The organism is Pedobacter jeongneungensis (assembly GCF_000633455.1).
GTDB classification, from domain to species: domain Bacteria; phylum Bacteroidota; class Bacteroidia; order Sphingobacteriales; family Sphingobacteriaceae; genus Pedobacter; species Pedobacter jeongneungensis_A.
The window spans coordinates 215203-230613 of sequence record NZ_AYMG01000008.1; the positions used below are offsets into that span (position 1 = coordinate 215203).

At 38.8% G+C, this 15411-nt stretch carries 15 protein-coding genes; 7 read left to right on the forward strand and 8 right to left on the reverse strand.

Translation table 11 applies throughout. The features are described 5' to 3' along the window. Window positions 1-81: 81 nt before the first annotated feature. Window positions 82-837: a hypothetical protein gene (locus tag U859_RS0107480; RefSeq protein ID WP_025142786.1), complete on the forward strand. Its 756-nt coding sequence runs from the start codon at window positions 82-84 to the stop codon at window positions 835-837. A gap of 158 nt (window positions 838-995) precedes the next feature. Here U859_RS0107480 and U859_RS0107485 read toward each other — a convergent pair whose 3' ends face one another. The 3 genes from U859_RS0107485 to U859_RS0107495 form a co-directional block, all read right to left on the reverse strand. Then, complete coding sequence (locus tag U859_RS0107485) at window positions 996-2405, reverse strand: alpha-L-fucosidase (protein WP_025142787.1); 1410 nt, start codon at window positions 2403-2405, stop codon at window positions 996-998. A gap of 98 nt (window positions 2406-2503) precedes the next feature. Next, window positions 2504-2806 carry a GNAT family N-acetyltransferase gene (locus tag U859_RS0107490; RefSeq protein ID WP_025142788.1) on the reverse strand — a complete coding sequence of 101 codons (303 nt, stop codon included), beginning with the start codon at window positions 2804-2806 and terminating at the stop codon, window positions 2504-2506. Window positions 2807-2942: 136 nt separating this feature from the next. Further along, window positions 2943-3779: a ThuA domain-containing protein gene (locus U859_RS0107495; RefSeq protein WP_051584667.1), complete on the reverse strand. Its 837-nt coding sequence runs from the start codon at window positions 3777-3779 to the stop codon at window positions 2943-2945. A gap of 151 nt (window positions 3780-3930) precedes the next feature. Here U859_RS0107495 and U859_RS0107500 point away from each other — a divergent pair, with 151 nt between their 5' ends. From U859_RS0107500 to U859_RS0107510, 3 genes are all read left to right on the forward strand, one after another. Beyond that, window positions 3931-4608 (forward strand): phosphatase PAP2 family protein, encoded by a 678-nt coding sequence (locus U859_RS0107500; protein WP_025142790.1) that lies wholly within the window; start codon window positions 3931-3933, stop codon window positions 4606-4608. Next, on the forward strand, window positions 4609-6144 hold the full coding sequence (locus U859_RS0107505; RefSeq protein ID WP_025142791.1) for an ArnT family glycosyltransferase: 1536 nt from the start codon (window positions 4609-4611) through the stop codon (window positions 6142-6144). Window positions 6145-6258: 114 nt separating this feature from the next. Further along, entirely contained in the window at window positions 6259-7218 is a 960-nt protein-coding gene (locus U859_RS0107510) for an alpha/beta hydrolase (protein ID WP_025142792.1), read from the forward strand. A gap of 6 nt (window positions 7219-7224) precedes the next feature. Here the strand turns inward: U859_RS0107510 and U859_RS0107515 are convergent, their stop codons facing one another. Then, on the reverse strand, window positions 7225-7422 hold the full coding sequence (locus U859_RS0107515) for a hypothetical protein (protein WP_025142793.1): 198 nt from the start codon (window positions 7420-7422) through the stop codon (window positions 7225-7227). A gap of 544 nt (window positions 7423-7966) precedes the next feature. Next, window positions 7967-8851: an NmrA family NAD(P)-binding protein gene (locus tag U859_RS0107520; RefSeq protein WP_025142794.1), complete on the reverse strand. Its 885-nt coding sequence runs from the start codon at window positions 8849-8851 to the stop codon at window positions 7967-7969. Between the two features lie 77 nt (window positions 8852-8928). Here U859_RS0107520 and U859_RS0107525 point away from each other — a divergent pair, with 77 nt between their 5' ends. Continuing rightward, complete coding sequence (locus U859_RS0107525) at window positions 8929-9288, forward strand: winged helix-turn-helix transcriptional regulator (RefSeq protein WP_025142795.1); 360 nt, start codon at window positions 8929-8931, stop codon at window positions 9286-9288. 1 nt (window position 9289) lies between these two features. On the opposite strand, the gene U859_RS0107530 is transcribed toward U859_RS0107525, so the two are convergent. Further along, entirely contained in the window at window positions 9290-10378 is a 1089-nt protein-coding gene (locus U859_RS0107530) for a metallophosphoesterase (RefSeq protein WP_025142796.1), read from the reverse strand. A 286-nt stretch (window positions 10379-10664) separates the two neighbouring features. Here U859_RS0107530 and U859_RS0107535 point away from each other — a divergent pair, with 286 nt between their 5' ends. Beyond that, window positions 10665-11636 (forward strand): Gfo/Idh/MocA family protein, encoded by a 972-nt coding sequence (locus U859_RS0107535; RefSeq protein WP_025142797.1) that lies wholly within the window; start codon window positions 10665-10667, stop codon window positions 11634-11636. 142 nt (window positions 11637-11778) lie between these two features. Here the strand turns inward: U859_RS0107535 and U859_RS0107540 are convergent, their stop codons facing one another. Both U859_RS0107540 and U859_RS0107545 read right to left on the reverse strand, forming a co-directional pair. Beyond that, entirely contained in the window at window positions 11779-12750 is a 972-nt protein-coding gene (locus U859_RS0107540) for a zinc-binding alcohol dehydrogenase family protein (protein WP_025142798.1), read from the reverse strand. A gap of 61 nt (window positions 12751-12811) precedes the next feature. Then, window positions 12812-13393, reverse strand: a complete 582-nt coding sequence (locus U859_RS0107545) for a Crp/Fnr family transcriptional regulator (RefSeq protein ID WP_025142799.1) — start codon at window positions 13391-13393, stop codon at window positions 12812-12814. On the opposite strand from U859_RS0107545, the gene U859_RS0107550 reads away from it, so the two are divergent. Next, window positions 13382-15262, forward strand: a complete 1881-nt coding sequence (locus U859_RS0107550; RefSeq protein ID WP_316931560.1) for an ABC transporter ATP-binding protein — start codon at window positions 13382-13384, stop codon at window positions 15260-15262. The genes U859_RS0107545 and U859_RS0107550 overlap by 12 nt on opposite strands. The last annotated feature ends 149 nt before the right edge of the window (window positions 15263-15411 follow it).

Genomic DNA, 15411 nt, shown 5'->3' on the forward strand with positions numbered 1-15411 from the left:
AATAAACTAACGAATCAACAATTTGATTTTCTCCATTTCATTGTATAAATTGAACCGGAATATAATCCTCCATCAATCATTATGAAAAGATATTTTTTTATTATTCTTTTGGCACTCTCTTTTTCTGCACAGGCACAACCCAATCTTAATCATTATAAGTACATTATCGTACCAGAGAAATTCAGTTTTCTTAAGCAAGCCAATCAATATAACCTGAATAACCTTACCAAAGCCTTATTTGATGATTTGGGCTTCACTACCTATTTTGATAATGCGGATTTACCGACAGAAATTGCAGGTGACAGGTGCAAAGCTTTAACAGCTGATATAGAAGAAAAAAACAGCATGTTTGTAACCAATCTTACAGTTGTGCTGAAAGACTGTAAGGGAACAGTGGTATTAAAAAGTAAAGAAGGTAAAAGCAGGGAGAAAGAATACAAAACTTCCTTCAATCTGGCCTTAAGGGATGCCTTTGCTTCTTTAAGTGATTTTCGCTATACAGCAGGTAACACTCCGGAAGCTTCTATACCAACGCCTACTGCACCCGTAAAAGAAGTTAAAACTGAACCAACGCCTGCCCCTGCTGCCCAGCAGATAGCTACCGAAGCAAAACAGACAGATGGGGTGCTATATGCACAGGCTACAGCCAATGGTTATCAACTGGTTGATGCAACACCTAAAATTGTGATAAATTTGTTTAAAACTTCTGTGGAAGATTTTTTTATTGCCAGTAATGGAAATACCAATGGTGTGGTTTTAAAAAAGAACGGCAATTGGTTTTTTGAATATTACAAAAACAATGTATTGGTTTCGGATAAGCTATCGATTAAGTTTTGAACCTAAAGGGTTAATTGTTTAAATTGGTTAACCGGTTAATTGAGGCAAAACACCTGTTATCTATTTAAGCATAATGGCACGGAGTGTACAAATTGATATTGTATGCTCCGTGCCATTGACTTTAGAATAATGACTGAGGACTGAAGACTGGACTAAAACTATCTTCTTTCATTAAACACCTGAAACTCTGCAATTGAAGGGGTTTCTTTGGCATGGGCAATTCGAATGCGGACTTTACTGGCCCAAACGCGATCGAAGCGGTGAATTTTAATGCGGTCTTCATTTTTCCCTTCAAAGGCATTTTTCCATTCTACTCCGTTCCAATATTCGAGTGCATAAGTATCAATATTTGCTTTTTGTTCTGCCACAACAATAGTATTAATGGCTTTTTCGTTTTTGAAATCAACTTCATACCATGGTTTTTCAACGGCACTGTTCGATTCCCAGGAAGTTCTATAGCTATCATCATTGGCAAAATCCATAATATTCATGTCATTGCTCCAGCTCGAATTGGTGGCCTGATTCTTTGCCAGGTTAGTCGAAATAATCGGTAAACCTAATGGTGGGAGTGCTTTGGTTGGCCCTTCATTTTTCCATAACCGCCCAACTTCTTTTAAGGCTGCTATGGCGTTGTCGTCAATCAATCCATCGCGGTTTGGTGCCACATTGAGGATGAAATTACAACTTGCATCATTTAAAGGTTTAATTAAATCGTTCACAATTTCCTGTGGTTTCCTTACTGGTACGGTAGGAAAATCAGTTTTCCAAAACCAGGAAGTATTAATAGGCAAACAGGCCAAAGTTGGCATCAACTTACTTTCTTTTGGCATGCGCTGGCCCGCTCCCATTTCGTATGTTTTTATGTCTGTATAGTAAAGCCCTTCTGATGGATATTTTGCCCCATTTAAATCCATCACCAAACAATCAGGCTGCAAGCTTTTAATCAGGGTATAAATATCTTCAAAAGGAACATCGTCATAAGAAATTCTCGACCATGGTGCATCCCAGCCATCAATAATCAAAGCTTCAATTTTGCCATATTTGGTTAACAGTTCGGTGAGTTGCTGTTTCACCATGTCGATATGTTTGGGCGTAATCTGGTTCGGCCTCAATTTATGGTGAGTATCCAAAATGGAATAATACAGCATCACTTTTAATCCGTTGGCACGAAAGGCATCAGTAAACTTTTTTACCACATCTTTCCCATAAGGACTATTCATTATGTTATAATCGGTACTTTTAGTATCCCAGATGCAAAAACCGCTGTGGTGTTTAGTAGTTAAACAGCCATAGCTCATATTGGCCGACTTTGCTGCTTTAGCCCATTGATTGGCATCAAGTTTTTTAGGGTTGAATAATTTAGGTGAAGCTTCCGGATCGGGCCAATCGGCATTGGCATAAGTTGGGATGTTATAATGAATAAACATGCCGAAACGCAGGTCGACAAATTGCTGCTGGAGTACGTTTAACTTTTTGGCCGCATCGCTGGTATTTTGCGCCATTGCTCCGAACGAAATCAACAAAATAAAGGCTAGTAAAACGTTTTTCTTAATGGATAATAGTTTCATTTAGTGATTTGGTAGATTTAATTAAAGGTTTTTATAAATTATAAAGCGATATCATTCAGGCCAGCAAAATGCCGCCTGTTCATGAATAAATGTTTATCTTATTCTTCTTTTACTTTATTCCAAATGTCCTGGTAAAGTTCTTCGTGTCTTTTAAACTGTAAATGCACATAAGGACAGAGCGGAATAACTTTAAGGTTATTTTTACGAACATAACCTACCATTGCATCAAGCAATAGTTTTGCGTAACCCATCCCCTCTTTTTTAGGCGAAACTTCGGTATGGTAAACGGTTAAGTCTTTTCCCTGAATGTCAAATACCATTTCGCCAACTTTTCCATCTTCATCGTACAGATCGAAAGAACTTGGTTCATTTTCCTGAATATTAATTTTAACTTCTGCCATAAGGTTGGGTGATTTTACGGCAATTTAGTAAGAATTAAGTTTTTTGTATAATAAGCTGATATTATTATCGTAACAAAAGAGTGGCTTCAATAAATAGTGATCGAAAAGGCTAAAAAAACTTAAATTTCTTTGCTTGTTAACGTTTTTTACCCGTTCCCAACCATAAAAGCGCATTAATTAATAATTTATCCTGGTTGGGATTGCCAAATGAAGAAGAAAGTGATTTATTGGTATTATCATACCGATGTTCATAATCCATATCATTGTGCCCCATATTTACATAAACCATTTTAAACTTTTTATTGCTCCAAACCACAGGATAAAAACCATTGTGCCAGATTTCACTTTGTTTAGGCCCTGTACCGAGCGGAAAACTGGTGGAATCGATTGATAAGAGGATATCGATATCAGGATTATTGCGCAGGTCGTTTTTCCATCGGTACCATTCATTCGGCTGTGCTTTAAAAGTTTCAGGCAGTGTTGCCGTAACCGGATGTTTGGCTTCAACTTGTAAAATAGCACTGGTAGGTCTCCAGGTATTGCTTCCATATTCTCCCGACCCCAGAAATGTATTGTGGTACCAATCCCAGTTTTGGGGTATGGCTGAATTGTTCAAGCTAAATGCTGCAAAGTGGAAACCCATCCATCCTCCCCCTTTTTCCATGTATTTTTGGAAGGCCAGGCGTTGCTCCGGCTTTTCGGGCCGGGTATCTAAAAACAGTACAACCCGATAATTGGCGAGAAATTTTTCATTCAAATTTTCCCAGTTCGAAGTAGAATCATATTCAAAATTATATTCTTTAGCCATTTTGGGGAACCAAACATTGGCTTCGTGTACAAAACTGATATGAGCCAGATCGCTCTTAGCGGTATAAAAAGCAATTACTTTAAATTTCTTCTTTTGCTGGGCCATGAGGCTATTGATACAACAAAAACCAATAAACAACAAGCCAAGGAGAAACGTTTTTTTCATGATGATATCTTTAACTAAAAATAGGTAAAACTACCCATCTTTAGCAATTTTTTAAAACGTTTTAAATAAGATTATCAGGTGACAAAAACATGACAAATCCTTAACCTTGAGGTGATGTTCAGGCTGTAGCTTTATGATGTAATATGAGAAAATGTTAAAACGCCTGAGAAAACTTCCCTGCTATTTTTTAATCCTATCATCAGTTATTTTAGCTGCCCTGATTTTTAATTTTTGTTTTTCTAAAACAGAGGGGTTTCTTCTTTTCAACCAATTTCACCCGGATTGGCTGGATGTTTTCTTTAAATATGTCACAAATCTCGGAGATGGTTTAGTAAGTATTGTTGCTGCAGTGATTTTATTGCTACTGCGTAAAAAGAAAAAAGCAATGACCTTAACCCTTGCCTATATTTATTCGGGACTAATGATTCAAATTGCAAAAAGAATATTCCATGCGCCACGCCCGAAATACTATTTTGAACAAATGATGTTTCAATATGGTCACTTTGTTGACGGCGTAAGGATGCATGATCAGAATTCATTTCCTTCGGGCCATACGGCTTCGGCCTTTGCAATGGCCACTGTTTTGGTATTGGTTTTTAAGAAAAGGAAAATCTCATTGTTTTGCCTCTTCATGGCCATATTAATCGGTTATTCGCGCATATATCTCGCCCAGCATTTCCTGATCGATGTAATATTTGGAGCCATTGCAGGGATCTGCTGTGCACTAATCAGTTATCACCAGGTGTACGACCTCAAACTTTTCAGATCGGCCAAAGTAAACAAACGATACAAGAAGCTTAAAATCGCCGCTCGGGTCAATTCCATTTAAGTGAAAGATATTCCAACTAAACTTTGGCTTTTTATTATAGCAGTTAGCTTACTGAAGGTTGTTATTGCCTCCTCTATAGCTTTGGGTAATGATGAAGTATACTATTGGACCTACGCGCTAAATTTAGAATGGAATTATTTCGATCATCCTCCATTTGTTGCCTGGCTTATTAGAATAACCACAGCCAACCTTCAGATTCATAACGAATTAGCAGTTCGGTTTGGAGCAATTGCTTCATCAGCAATTTGTACGCTAATTGTTTTTAAAACAGGCAAATTATTGCTTAACAACCGTGTTGGCTGGTATGCGGTGCTGCTGTACACCTCATCTTTTTATTGCAGCATCATTGCCGGCACTTTTATTTTACCCGATAGTCCGCAAATGGTTTTCTGGCTTTGGAGCATCTATTTGCTGATTAAAATTACCAGATCGATTACTGAAAGTCTGCCTACATTAAACCTTTGGTGTTTGTTCGGCTTTGCAACTGGTTTATGCATCATGTGTAAGGTTCATGGCTTTTTTATCTGGTTTGCCGTGCTGTTGCTGGCGTTATTGACCAACAGGAAGTTCTTTTTGCAAAAGGGCCTGTATATTGCCATGTTCATCAGTTTGATTATGTTCTCTCCGGTCATCATCTGGAATGTGCAACATCATTTTATTACTTATACTTATCATAGCGACCGGGTGAACCTATTCCATGCAGGAATAAATCCTTTGGCCTTTGCGAGGGAAATTGTTGGTGAGATCTTTTACAATAATCCTGTTGTATTTTTTATGGCCTGGGCGGCAGTATTTGGGCTTTTCAGACAAAAAAAGCATCAATTTAAAAGTGAAATAAATGTATTATTATTTTGTGCATTGCCTCTTATTGGCACCTTGATTTTCCTCTCTGTTTTTAGGGACACCTTGCCGCATTGGTCTGGTCCGGCTTATACCTGCTTAATATTTCTATCCGCATTGCAGCTCGAATCTTTTCCCGCACCTAAAGCAAAATTTATCATAATCGCCTCATTTGGGTTTTTCTTAATTGTAATAGCCACAGCTTTGCCTTTGATCAATTTTTATAAAGGTACGTTCTCTCCAATTAAGGATACCATGCATTTTGGCAAAGGCGATCCTACACTGGATTTATATGGCTGGAAAGAAACCGGAAAAATAGTCGACTCGGTTTACAGAAGTGATAAATCGTCGGAAAAAGAGGATACAGGTCATACGATGATCATTACCAAGTGGTTTCCGGCTGCGCATTTAGATTTTTATGTGGGTACTCAAAAAGGATTAAATACTTATGGAATTGGAGAAATATTTGATCTCCACCAATATTACTGGTCGAACCGGTTTAAGCAAAAATTAGCTGCCGGAGAAAATGCCTATTACATTATTCCATCCAATCTTTATGATGAAAAAGACCTTGATTTTGTTAAAAAGCAGTTTAAAGATTGTAGTGCTGCACTTATACTACCCGTTTTAAGAAATGGATCGGTCTGTAAAAACATCCTTATTTTTAAACTGAAAGGCTATAAAAGGCTCTATTAACATCATTTTTGCCTGCTAAAAGCAATCTTTTAACTAAAAATTGCGGTTAAATTGAAAATGCAATAAATTAGCTAAGATCTAAAACGTTTTGATATCGAAATCCTTAAAAAATAGATGATGCCCAATTACAAAGTATATCCGTTAAGCATTTTTTCCCTTGTTTTTTTATTCTGCTCCCTGTCTTCTTTCGGACAAATTGCATTAAAGGATAAGAAATACCATGTAGACACAAAAATATTTTCGCAGACGGATTCCGTGCCACTGAAAATGGATATTTATTATCAGGGTGGAATAACCGAAACAAAACCGACATTACTTTTCGTGTTTGGCGGTGGTTTTGTATTGGGCCGCAGAGACAGCAAACTTTACGAACCTTACTTTAATACCTTAATTGAACATGGTTTTAAGGTGGTATCGGTTGATTATAGATTAGGGCTCAAGGGTAAGAAATTCCCCACTCCTTTTAATACATCTAATTTAAGGTCAGCCATTGATACCGCAACTGCAGATGTTTACAAGGCAACAGATTATATGATCAAAAATGCAAAAACGTTAGGGATTGATACAGGTATGATCATCATCTCGGGATCGAGTGCTGGCGCTATTACCGCGCTCCATGCCGATTATAATAAAAGGAATAACACGCTTCTGGCGGCTGGGCTTCCGGCTACTTTCCAATATAAAGGAGTAATTTCTTTTGCGGGGGCAATTTTAAGTTATCAAGGTGCACCAAAATATGCTATCGCACCTGCGCCAACCATGTTTTTCCATGGAACGGCAGATAAACTGGTGCCTTACAACAAAGTAAGATTGTTTAACCGCGGCTTTTTTGGATCGAAATACCTGGCGCACCGGTTTAGAAAGAACAATTATCCTTATTACTTTCAATATGTACAGAATATGGGGCATGAGATTGCAGGATCGCCTATGGCCGAAAACCTCCCGGATATATTATGGTTTATTGAAAACTATATTGTTAAACACAAACGTTATTTTATGGAGGTAGATTTTAAAGATGCCGACAAGAAACGCACTTTTAATATATCTGCTGCAAAGAAGATTGCTGGAAATTAGGTGTTCCTAGTTTTCCTGTCCCCCACTCTGTTCGCTCAGTATGCGTTCGATTTCCAGCATCATCTGCTCAGCCAATCTTTGCTTGGCCATTGATTTGGACAGATAAGCTTCTGCAAAAGTAGCATCGAGTTCGTCCATAATAAAGGCGTATTTGGCCTTAAGTTCTATGAGATCGATTTGAAGCTTCTTCGGAAGGTTTTGCATGTTGCAAAGCTAAAAAAAGCAACACGTAATTTCTGATATGCTTCGTCATTTTTCGCTTTTTTAAAAAAATATTGCAGAATTGGTAAATCGTTAAAACAATCTCCCCGTCGCTTCGTTTATATGATAATTCCGGCGTGGTTTCCGGAATTCATTTGTTTGGTTAGTTGATTAGGGATCAATCTCAAATTGAATCCCTTTTCTTTTTTACATGAAGATAACGCTAAGCCTTTTTGGCCACGGAAAATTCAGATTAACGCGGAAAAGAGTACTAATGCGGATATATAATAGACACGTCATCTCGACCATAGCGGAGAGATCTACCTCGAAAGATCTTCCAAAACAACCTAACATCTGTTAAATTTCATAGGAGCTTATATGCTCTTAAATATCTTATATGGTCAAAAAACAATTACTAAAATCCTCATAAATGTAATCATAAGCAGAATGGAGAAATATTCAAACATAACTTGTTCAAAGATTTCTCCATTTCGCTGCGCTTCATCCGATAGCTATCGGATCGATATGACGACTTTAGTTATTAATCTTAGCCATTATAAACCGTAGCAAATTGCTTTGCGAAATCTTCCAGTTTAATTTTACCAATGGGTATTGCTTTTTTCGCGTTGTAATCTTCCCACAATACTTCAGTTCTAATTGCAGTGCCCATCTCGACATAATTTCTGGCCATTTCGGGTGATAAACCTGCACCGACCATTCCTTCGTAGGCCTGCGTATCTTCGAATTCAATCCAGGGCAGGTCTGCTTTACCAATTGCGGTACCCAAAGCCAGTGCTACTTCACTCAATTTGCGTTTATCACTGGCGATATATAAAATACTTCTTCCTGTAAAACCTTCCTGTATTTTCTCTGCAGCAACCGCAGCAATATCTTTTGGATCAACTAAAACGATCGATTGATCTGCACCATAGTTTGATCCGATAATGCCTGCATGTTTAATCAGATCGATATTTGCATAAAAGTTGATGTAAAAAAACGCAGGACGAAGAATAAGCAGATCGAGGTTTGTTAATTGATCAAACTGCTGCTCAACATCATGCAAACCTGCAATTGGCCCGGTACCTTTATCTAAATGTGCACCAATGCTGCTCAATAAAACCACCTTTTTTACACCGGCAGCTTTTATTGCATTTGCATAATGCCCGCCAATACTTTTAATGTAGCCACGAATATCGGTTGCACCGAAATCGGTTGGAACCATCAGGTAAACTAAATCCGCACCTGTAAAAGTATTTACTAAAAAATTTTCGTCAGATACTGAACCGATAGCCGCCTGTGCACCAAGTTGAGTGATTTCTGCTGCCTTATCGCTATTACTACTTAATACGGTTACTTCTTGTCCTTGTGCAATTAATGTTGTTGCTAATGGTCTGCTAATGTTCCCTAAAGAACCTGTTATTATTATTTTCATGATTGTTGTGTTTTTATTTAAGACAAAGGTATATTTGCACTTACTTTTATACAAGTACTTACCCCAAAGTATGTATCATGACAACCATTAAAGAAAATTCGACTTTAAACGCAAACAGGAAAAATAACCGGGCAAGCTGCCCGGTAAGTTTTGTGATGAGCAAAATTGGCGGACATTGGAAACCAATTATACTCTACCACCTGCTAAGTGGAACGAAAAGGTATAATGAATTGAAAAAACTTATTCCAGCCATTACGGAAAAAATGCTGATACAGCATTTAAAGCAGATGCAGCAAGATAACCTGGTGATCCGAGAGGCGCAAAATGTAGTGCCTCCTTTTGTAACTTATCGTTTAAGTAATGAAGGCGAGCAATTAAGACCCGTACTTGATGCCATGGTTGTTTGGGCTTTTGCACAAGACTTTAAAATAGATTAAACTATTCAATAGCTATCGGAGTATCCTTAATTTCAAGTAGCTGTTGTTTGCCTTTGTCATCAACCACGAATGTTTTATTATTCATAAAAAGAACTGCTTTTCGGTCACCGCTGTGTTCGTTCACATCAACCCCAATTACCTTTCCGCTGTAATATCCTGCGATATTTTCTTTGGTAATGGTATGGCCAACCACAATCTGTTTACAGGCAAACTTCGCCAATGTAGAATCGACAGTAGCTGGACTGGTGCGGTCTTTCCCAAAGTAGCCCCTGTACCAAAATGGTCCGGCACTCCCCATTAATAAGCGTCCCTCTTCCGGTAATTTTTTAGTAGCAATACCATAGTAACTTCTACATTGATCATTAATGGATTGTAAGGAAAAATCTGAAGCATTAATTTTAGGCGAAATGCCCGCATGCAAAAAAATCTTATCACCAATTTTTTCAATTGCATTTTTACTTCTCAACCATTTTCCAATTTCGGTATCAGCGTCTATCAGTTTTCCATATTCAAGGTTCATGAGTTTAGCCGAAGCAGCGTATTTGGGCGAATGATAGCGTAAATCGCCTGCCATATTCATGATATCATGATTACCAAGCACTACGTGCACGAAGCCCCCCTTTTTAGCAGCATCTTCTTCCAGTTTATACAACAGCCATAAGTAAGGCATTACTTCTTTGCCACGGTCAAAAAGATCGCCACAAATTACGAGCTGCCCTTTGCCAAATGTCCAGTTATATTTTTCATCAATTACCCCGTTACCGATCATTAAAGCCCGGAAAGCTTCAAACTCCCCCTCAATATCAGAAAGAACGAACATTTTATTTACACCTGCATAACTAGCGGGTGGCACAACAATCTTTTTATGAAGTTTAAAGCTAAAATTCCAATCAGCATTTTTAGCAAAACGTACGGCTATCGGCGCATCTTCTTTTAAAGAATCCACATGCAGCACATTATCTAAAATATAACGGTTAATGATTTGCTTGCCTGAATGCCAGATATAAGGTCCGTCTTGATCAACCTGTCCAAAAGTGCGCATAGAAATCATCAGGAATAGGGCAAAAATGACCTTTTTATATATTTTCATCTTTTGGTTAGTTTATTTTAAGAATTTCAGGTCCACAAATCTAAAAAAAGCCTGTTGTAATTTCTAACCGCATTTTAACTGGCTCCATAAAATATTTGATATAATTTAACTCCTTCCAAAACAATGTAGCTGTACTTGCGTTTATATCCTAATTCCGGCGTGGTTTCCGGAATTCATTTGTTTGGTTAGTTGATAAGGGATCAATCTCAATTGAGTCCCTTTTCTTTTTTTATAGCGGCTTTCAGTCAATATTTTCTAAATTCAGGCTTTTAAATTCAATAGTATAATGGAAGAAATCAGATGGGGTATTATCGGCTGTGGCGATGTTACGGAGGTAAAAAGCGGACCAGCGTTTAATAAAGTAGCCAACTCTAAACTTGTCGCTGTAATGCGCCGTGATGCTGCCAAAGCTGAAGATTATGCAAAAAGGCATGGGGTAACAAAATGGTATGATGATGCTGCTCAACTGATTAACGATCCGAAAGTAAACGCCATTTATATCGCTACACCTCCCCTACAACATGAAGCTTATACCATTGAAGCTTTAAAAGCTGGTAAACCGGTGTATGTAGAAAAACCGATGACTTTGGATGCTGCTTCAGCAGAGCGTATGACCGAAGCTGCGAACCAGCTCAATGTAAAACTTTGCGTGGCCCATTACCGCCGCGCTCAACCCATGTTCTTAAAAGTTAAGGAATTGCTGGCTGAAAATACGATCGGCGATATCCGGTTAGTACGGTTAAAAATGCTCCAGCCACCAAACCCGGTATTGATTGCCAAAACAGATGATAACTGGCGCATCAACCCTGCCATTTCTGGTGGTGGTTTGTTCCATGATTTGGCACCACACCAATTAGATTTAATGACCTATTACTTTGGCCCGGTTAAAAATGCTTCTGGAATTGCCACCAAACAACAAGAGGATACCGAAGTTGATGACCTGGTTGCGGGCAATATCCTTTTTGAAAATGGAGTTGTTTTTAGTGGCACATGGTGTTTCTCAGTTGCTACGGAAGATCAGGCGGATAACTGTGTAATATATGGTTCAAAAGGCAATATTACTTTTCCTATGTTCGGCAATAAAATCAAGGTTACCAGTGATGAATCGAAAGAATTTGTATTCGAACCTTTGCAACATGTGCAACAGCCTATGATTAAAAAAGTAGTTGATTACTTTTTGGATAGAGGACCAAATCCATGTAGTGGCGAAGATGCGTTGATTACGATGAAATTAATGGATGATTTTACGGGGAAATAAGCTAAAAAGGAAGCAATCTTTAATGCTTGAGCGCTTTGATATAAAGATTGCTTCATCCAATGAAAAATTGGCTTCGCAATGACGACCCTGCTAGGCTTGTTACATTCTTAAAAATCCATGGTCATTGTATATCACTTTGCCTCTAAACGATTACCACTAACCGTTTGCCATCAGCAACTTCAAGATTCCAAAGACTGGCAATATCCATAAGTTTTACCGCTATGGTTTCTACTTTCAATTTACCATCTGCCGCAAGCTGAAACATTTCTGGTAATATTTCAGAGAATAGCTGCCCCACCTGTTGTTTGCTCCAACTGCCCAACCCTGAACCGGTAAGCTGAAGATCTACACTTCTCAAATTGGCCGCTGATAACTGGATCAGATCACCAGCCATACTGCCTACAGAAACGAACCTGACTTTATTGGTAAACGAGCCCTGTCCCATTAAACTGGATAATAACACCTCTGCTGTACGACCCCATAGGTAATCGATCATCACATCTATTGGTTTTTCCTGTTGGCTTTGTTTCACGCTGTCTAAAAATTGCACATCATCTCCGGTAATCGGAATAATCTTGTCTGCACCAAGTGTTAACAAATTTTGGAGCGATTGTACATTTCTACCAGTTGCAATTACCTTTGAGGCACCATAATGTTTCGCAATTTGCACCGCTACAATTCCGGTAAAGCCAGTTGCACCATTAATCAACACCACATCTCCAGGCTGTATTACCGCTTTAAATTTCAATGCCATGGCCGAACCGATTACCGCATTGGCCAATCCCGCTGCTGTTGCATCACTTAATCCTTCTGGCAATTTCACTATTCTGTTCTTATCTATGGTTGCTTTTTCGGCAAGCATTCCACTTACTCCCATACCGTAAACCCTCGTTCCATCTTCGAGTAAACACACGCCATCACCGCCAATTACCCGGCTTGTTGCTTTTGGTGCATCGCTTGAATAATGCGTACCTGCTGCTGTGCCTTTATCAAAATGTTTTATTGCGACGGCTTTTACGCTCACAAGCACCTCCTGGTCGTTTTGTACTACTGGTTCTTCAAAATCTACATATTGGGGCAATTCCCCTTTTTGATACATTACTGCTGCTTTCATCTTTTTTGTATTTTGTTGATACAAAGTTAGATTTGGCAGTAGTACCATACGATAACATTTGTTACCGATTACTTTTTTTGAGCAGGGCGCTTTTTATCCTGCTGAGGTGTACCCGGGTTATGCCCAAATAGGAAGCAATATAATGTTGTGGAACGCGCTGAACAATGTGTGGCCTTTCTGCCAAAAGTTTTTGATAACGCTCTTCTGGCGTATCTCTGATAAAGGAAACAAACTCGTTCATGTAATGCATCTGCCTTTCGGCCAGAATGTTTAAAATCACATCCAAAAATCCGGGCACCTCACGCAGCTCAGCCATTAAGGCATTTACTTTGGTTTTATGTAAGAGATAGATAACAGAAGGTTCTATCGTTTCGATGGTAAAAAGACTGGGGGTGTTCTTTAAAAAACTTTCCAGTGAAGTAAGCCCTTCCTTTTCGAAGAAAAACTGTACGGTTTTATCATCGCCCTGTTTATTCAGTGAAGCGCGGACACATCCTTTTTCAACAAAATAATAATGCCGGGATATTTTACCCTCTTCCAGTAAAATGGTTTTCGCAGGAACTTCAATCCGCTCCTGAAATTCAAGATACTTGTCCCAGTAAGGGTTTAACTGTGGAAATTTATCTTTAAAATGGAAAAGCATCAGTTCGGGTATTCTTACAAACTTAATTTATTATCAAGAAAAAAGGTAACACAAAACAATCTTATCGAAACTATTATTGGCCCTTCACGTTTATTAATGGCCAACCTTACCTGTGATCCTGCTGAAATGAAAATATTGTTAAAATACCTCAAACCACATCAAAAACTCATTATCCTCTCACTCTTATTGGCTGCAGTAGCACAGCTTTTAAGTCTGCTTGATCCGATCATTTTTGGTAAGATTATCGATAATTATTCCACCAATAAACACCATTTAAGTGAAAAACAACTGATTAGAGAAGTTTTATATTGGTTGCTTATCGCGCTTGCCATTGCGCTGGTAGCAAGGCTTTGCCGTTCGGTACAGGAATTTACTACGCGTAAAGCCGTAGCCCGTTTTGGTATGAATATTTTTAACGATGGATTAAAACAAACCCTACGCCTCTCTTTCCAGGAATTTGAAGAAAGCCGCAGCGGAACAACCTTATCGGTGCTTCAAAAAGTAAAAACCGATGCAGAACGTTTTATCAATGCCTTTATCAATATTCTTTTTTCATCCCTTGTGGGTATCGGCTTTTTATTGTGGTACAGTTTGAACAAAAACTGGCTTTTGGTACCTGTATTTTTTATCGGTGTTTTGGTTCTAGGCTCATTAACAGGCTTACTTTCTAAAAAAATCAAAGCCATTCAGCGGTCTATCAACCGACAGGCCGATAAACAGGCGGGCGTAATTACAGAAAGTTTGCGCAACATCGAACTGGTAAAAAGTTTGGGCTTAACTTTCGCCGAAATAAGAAGGTTAAATGTACAGACGCTGAAAATTTTCGATCTCGAAATGTTAAAAGCAAGAAAAGTAAGCATGTTATCTTTTCTGCAGGGCAATTTGCTCAATTTATTAAAGCAATCGGTATTGTTCATCCTACTCTGGTTGATTTTTAGGAAAATATTAAGCACAGGAGAACTGATTGCCATGCAGTTTATCTCAACCGCCATTTTTACGCCTTTGCAAGATCTGGGCAATATGATTATTTTATATCGGGAGGCAGATGCATCACTTAAAACTTTCGATAATCTGATGCAAAAACCGATTGAAACGCGTCCAGAAAACGCGGTAGAACTTGATGCACTGAACCGATTGGAATTTAAAAATGTGATTTTCAGACATAAAACAGCCGGTTATAATGCCATTGATGATATCTCTTTCGAAATCCAAAATGGAGAAACGGTTGCATTTGTTGGTCCTTCGGGTTCAGGTAAATCTACTTTAGTGAAACTTCTGGTGGGCCTTTACCTTCCTGTTGATGGCGAAATTTTGTTCAACGAAACCAGCTCTAAACGAATCAGGTACAATCCTTTACGCCGACAAATTGGTTTTGTTACGCAGGATACGCAACTTTATGCAGGATCGATCAGGGATAATATGCGTTTTGTAAACCCTACCGCAAGTGAAGCGGATATTGTGGAAGCACTGCGCAAAGCATCAGCCACAGCACTTATTGCCAAAGCTGCTCTGGGAATCGATACCGTATTGGGAGAAAATGGCATGAAATTATCTGGAGGAGAAAAACAACGGATCTCGATCGCCAGGGCATTATTAAGAAAACCAAGGTTATTGATTTTTGATGAAGCCACTTCCGCGCTCGATTCGCTTACTGAAGAAGAAATATCGGCAACCATCCGCGAAATCTCTGATAGAAGGGAGCAGATGACCATCCTGATTGCCCACCGTTTATCAACCATTATGCATGCTGATAAAATCTATGTGCTCGAAAAGGGAAAGGTATCCGAGACGGGAAGCCATCACGAACTGCTCGAGAAGAAAGGTCTTTATTATTCCATGTGGCGGCAACAGATTGGGGAACGCAGGTAAATAAATTGATTCCCGTGTTACGCTTTTACGCTTTCCCGAAAGTTCTGGATAACGCTTCACCCGGGGCTAAATGGCTAAACCAGCATTTCATTTTGGGGTTTGCAAGGTGCCAAACGCAGTTCATAAACCTGATTGTCGGGGAAAGCTTC

Bases quoted from the DNA above. Each gene is read 5' to 3' on its own strand.
- U859_RS0107515 (WP_025142793.1), bottom strand. From the start codon at position 7,422: ATGCAAAACCTTCCGAAGAAGCTTCAAATCGATCTCATAGAACTTAAG.
- U859_RS0107480 (WP_025142786.1), top strand. From the start codon at position 82: ATGAAAAGATATTTTTTTATTATTCTTTTGGCACTCTCTTTTTCTGCA.
- U859_RS0107545 (WP_025142799.1), bottom strand. From the start codon at position 13,393: ATGCTTTTCCATTTTAAAGATAAATTTCCACAGTTAAACCCTTACTGG.
- U859_RS0107510 (WP_025142792.1), top strand. From the start codon at position 6,259: ATGATGCCCAATTACAAAGTATATCCGTTAAGCATTTTTTCCCTTGTT.
- U859_RS0107520 (WP_025142794.1), bottom strand. From the start codon at position 8,851: ATGAAAATAATAATAACAGGTTCTTTAGGGAACATTAGCAGACCATTA.
- U859_RS0107525 (WP_025142795.1), top strand. From the start codon at position 8,929: ATGACAACCATTAAAGAAAATTCGACTTTAAACGCAAACAGGAAAAAT.
- U859_RS0107535 (WP_025142797.1), top strand. From the start codon at position 10,665: ATGGAAGAAATCAGATGGGGTATTATCGGCTGTGGCGATGTTACGGAG.
- U859_RS0107540 (WP_025142798.1), bottom strand. From the start codon at position 12,750: ATGAAAGCAGCAGTAATGTATCAAAAAGGGGAATTGCCCCAATATGTA.
- U859_RS0107530 (WP_025142796.1), bottom strand. From the start codon at position 10,378: ATGAAAATATATAAAAAGGTCATTTTTGCCCTATTCCTGATGATTTCT.
- U859_RS0107490 (WP_025142788.1), bottom strand. From the start codon at position 2,806: ATGGCAGAAGTTAAAATTAATATTCAGGAAAATGAACCAAGTTCTTTC.
- U859_RS0107495 (WP_051584667.1), bottom strand. From the start codon at position 3,779: ATGAAAAAAACGTTTCTCCTTGGCTTGTTGTTTATTGGTTTTTGTTGT.
- U859_RS0107500 (WP_025142790.1), top strand. From the start codon at position 3,931: ATGTTAAAACGCCTGAGAAAACTTCCCTGCTATTTTTTAATCCTATCA.
- U859_RS0107550 (WP_316931560.1), top strand. From the start codon at position 13,382: ATGGAAAAGCATCAGTTCGGGTATTCTTACAAACTTAATTTATTATCA.
- U859_RS0107485 (WP_025142787.1), bottom strand. From the start codon at position 2,405: ATGAAACTATTATCCATTAAGAAAAACGTTTTACTAGCCTTTATTTTG.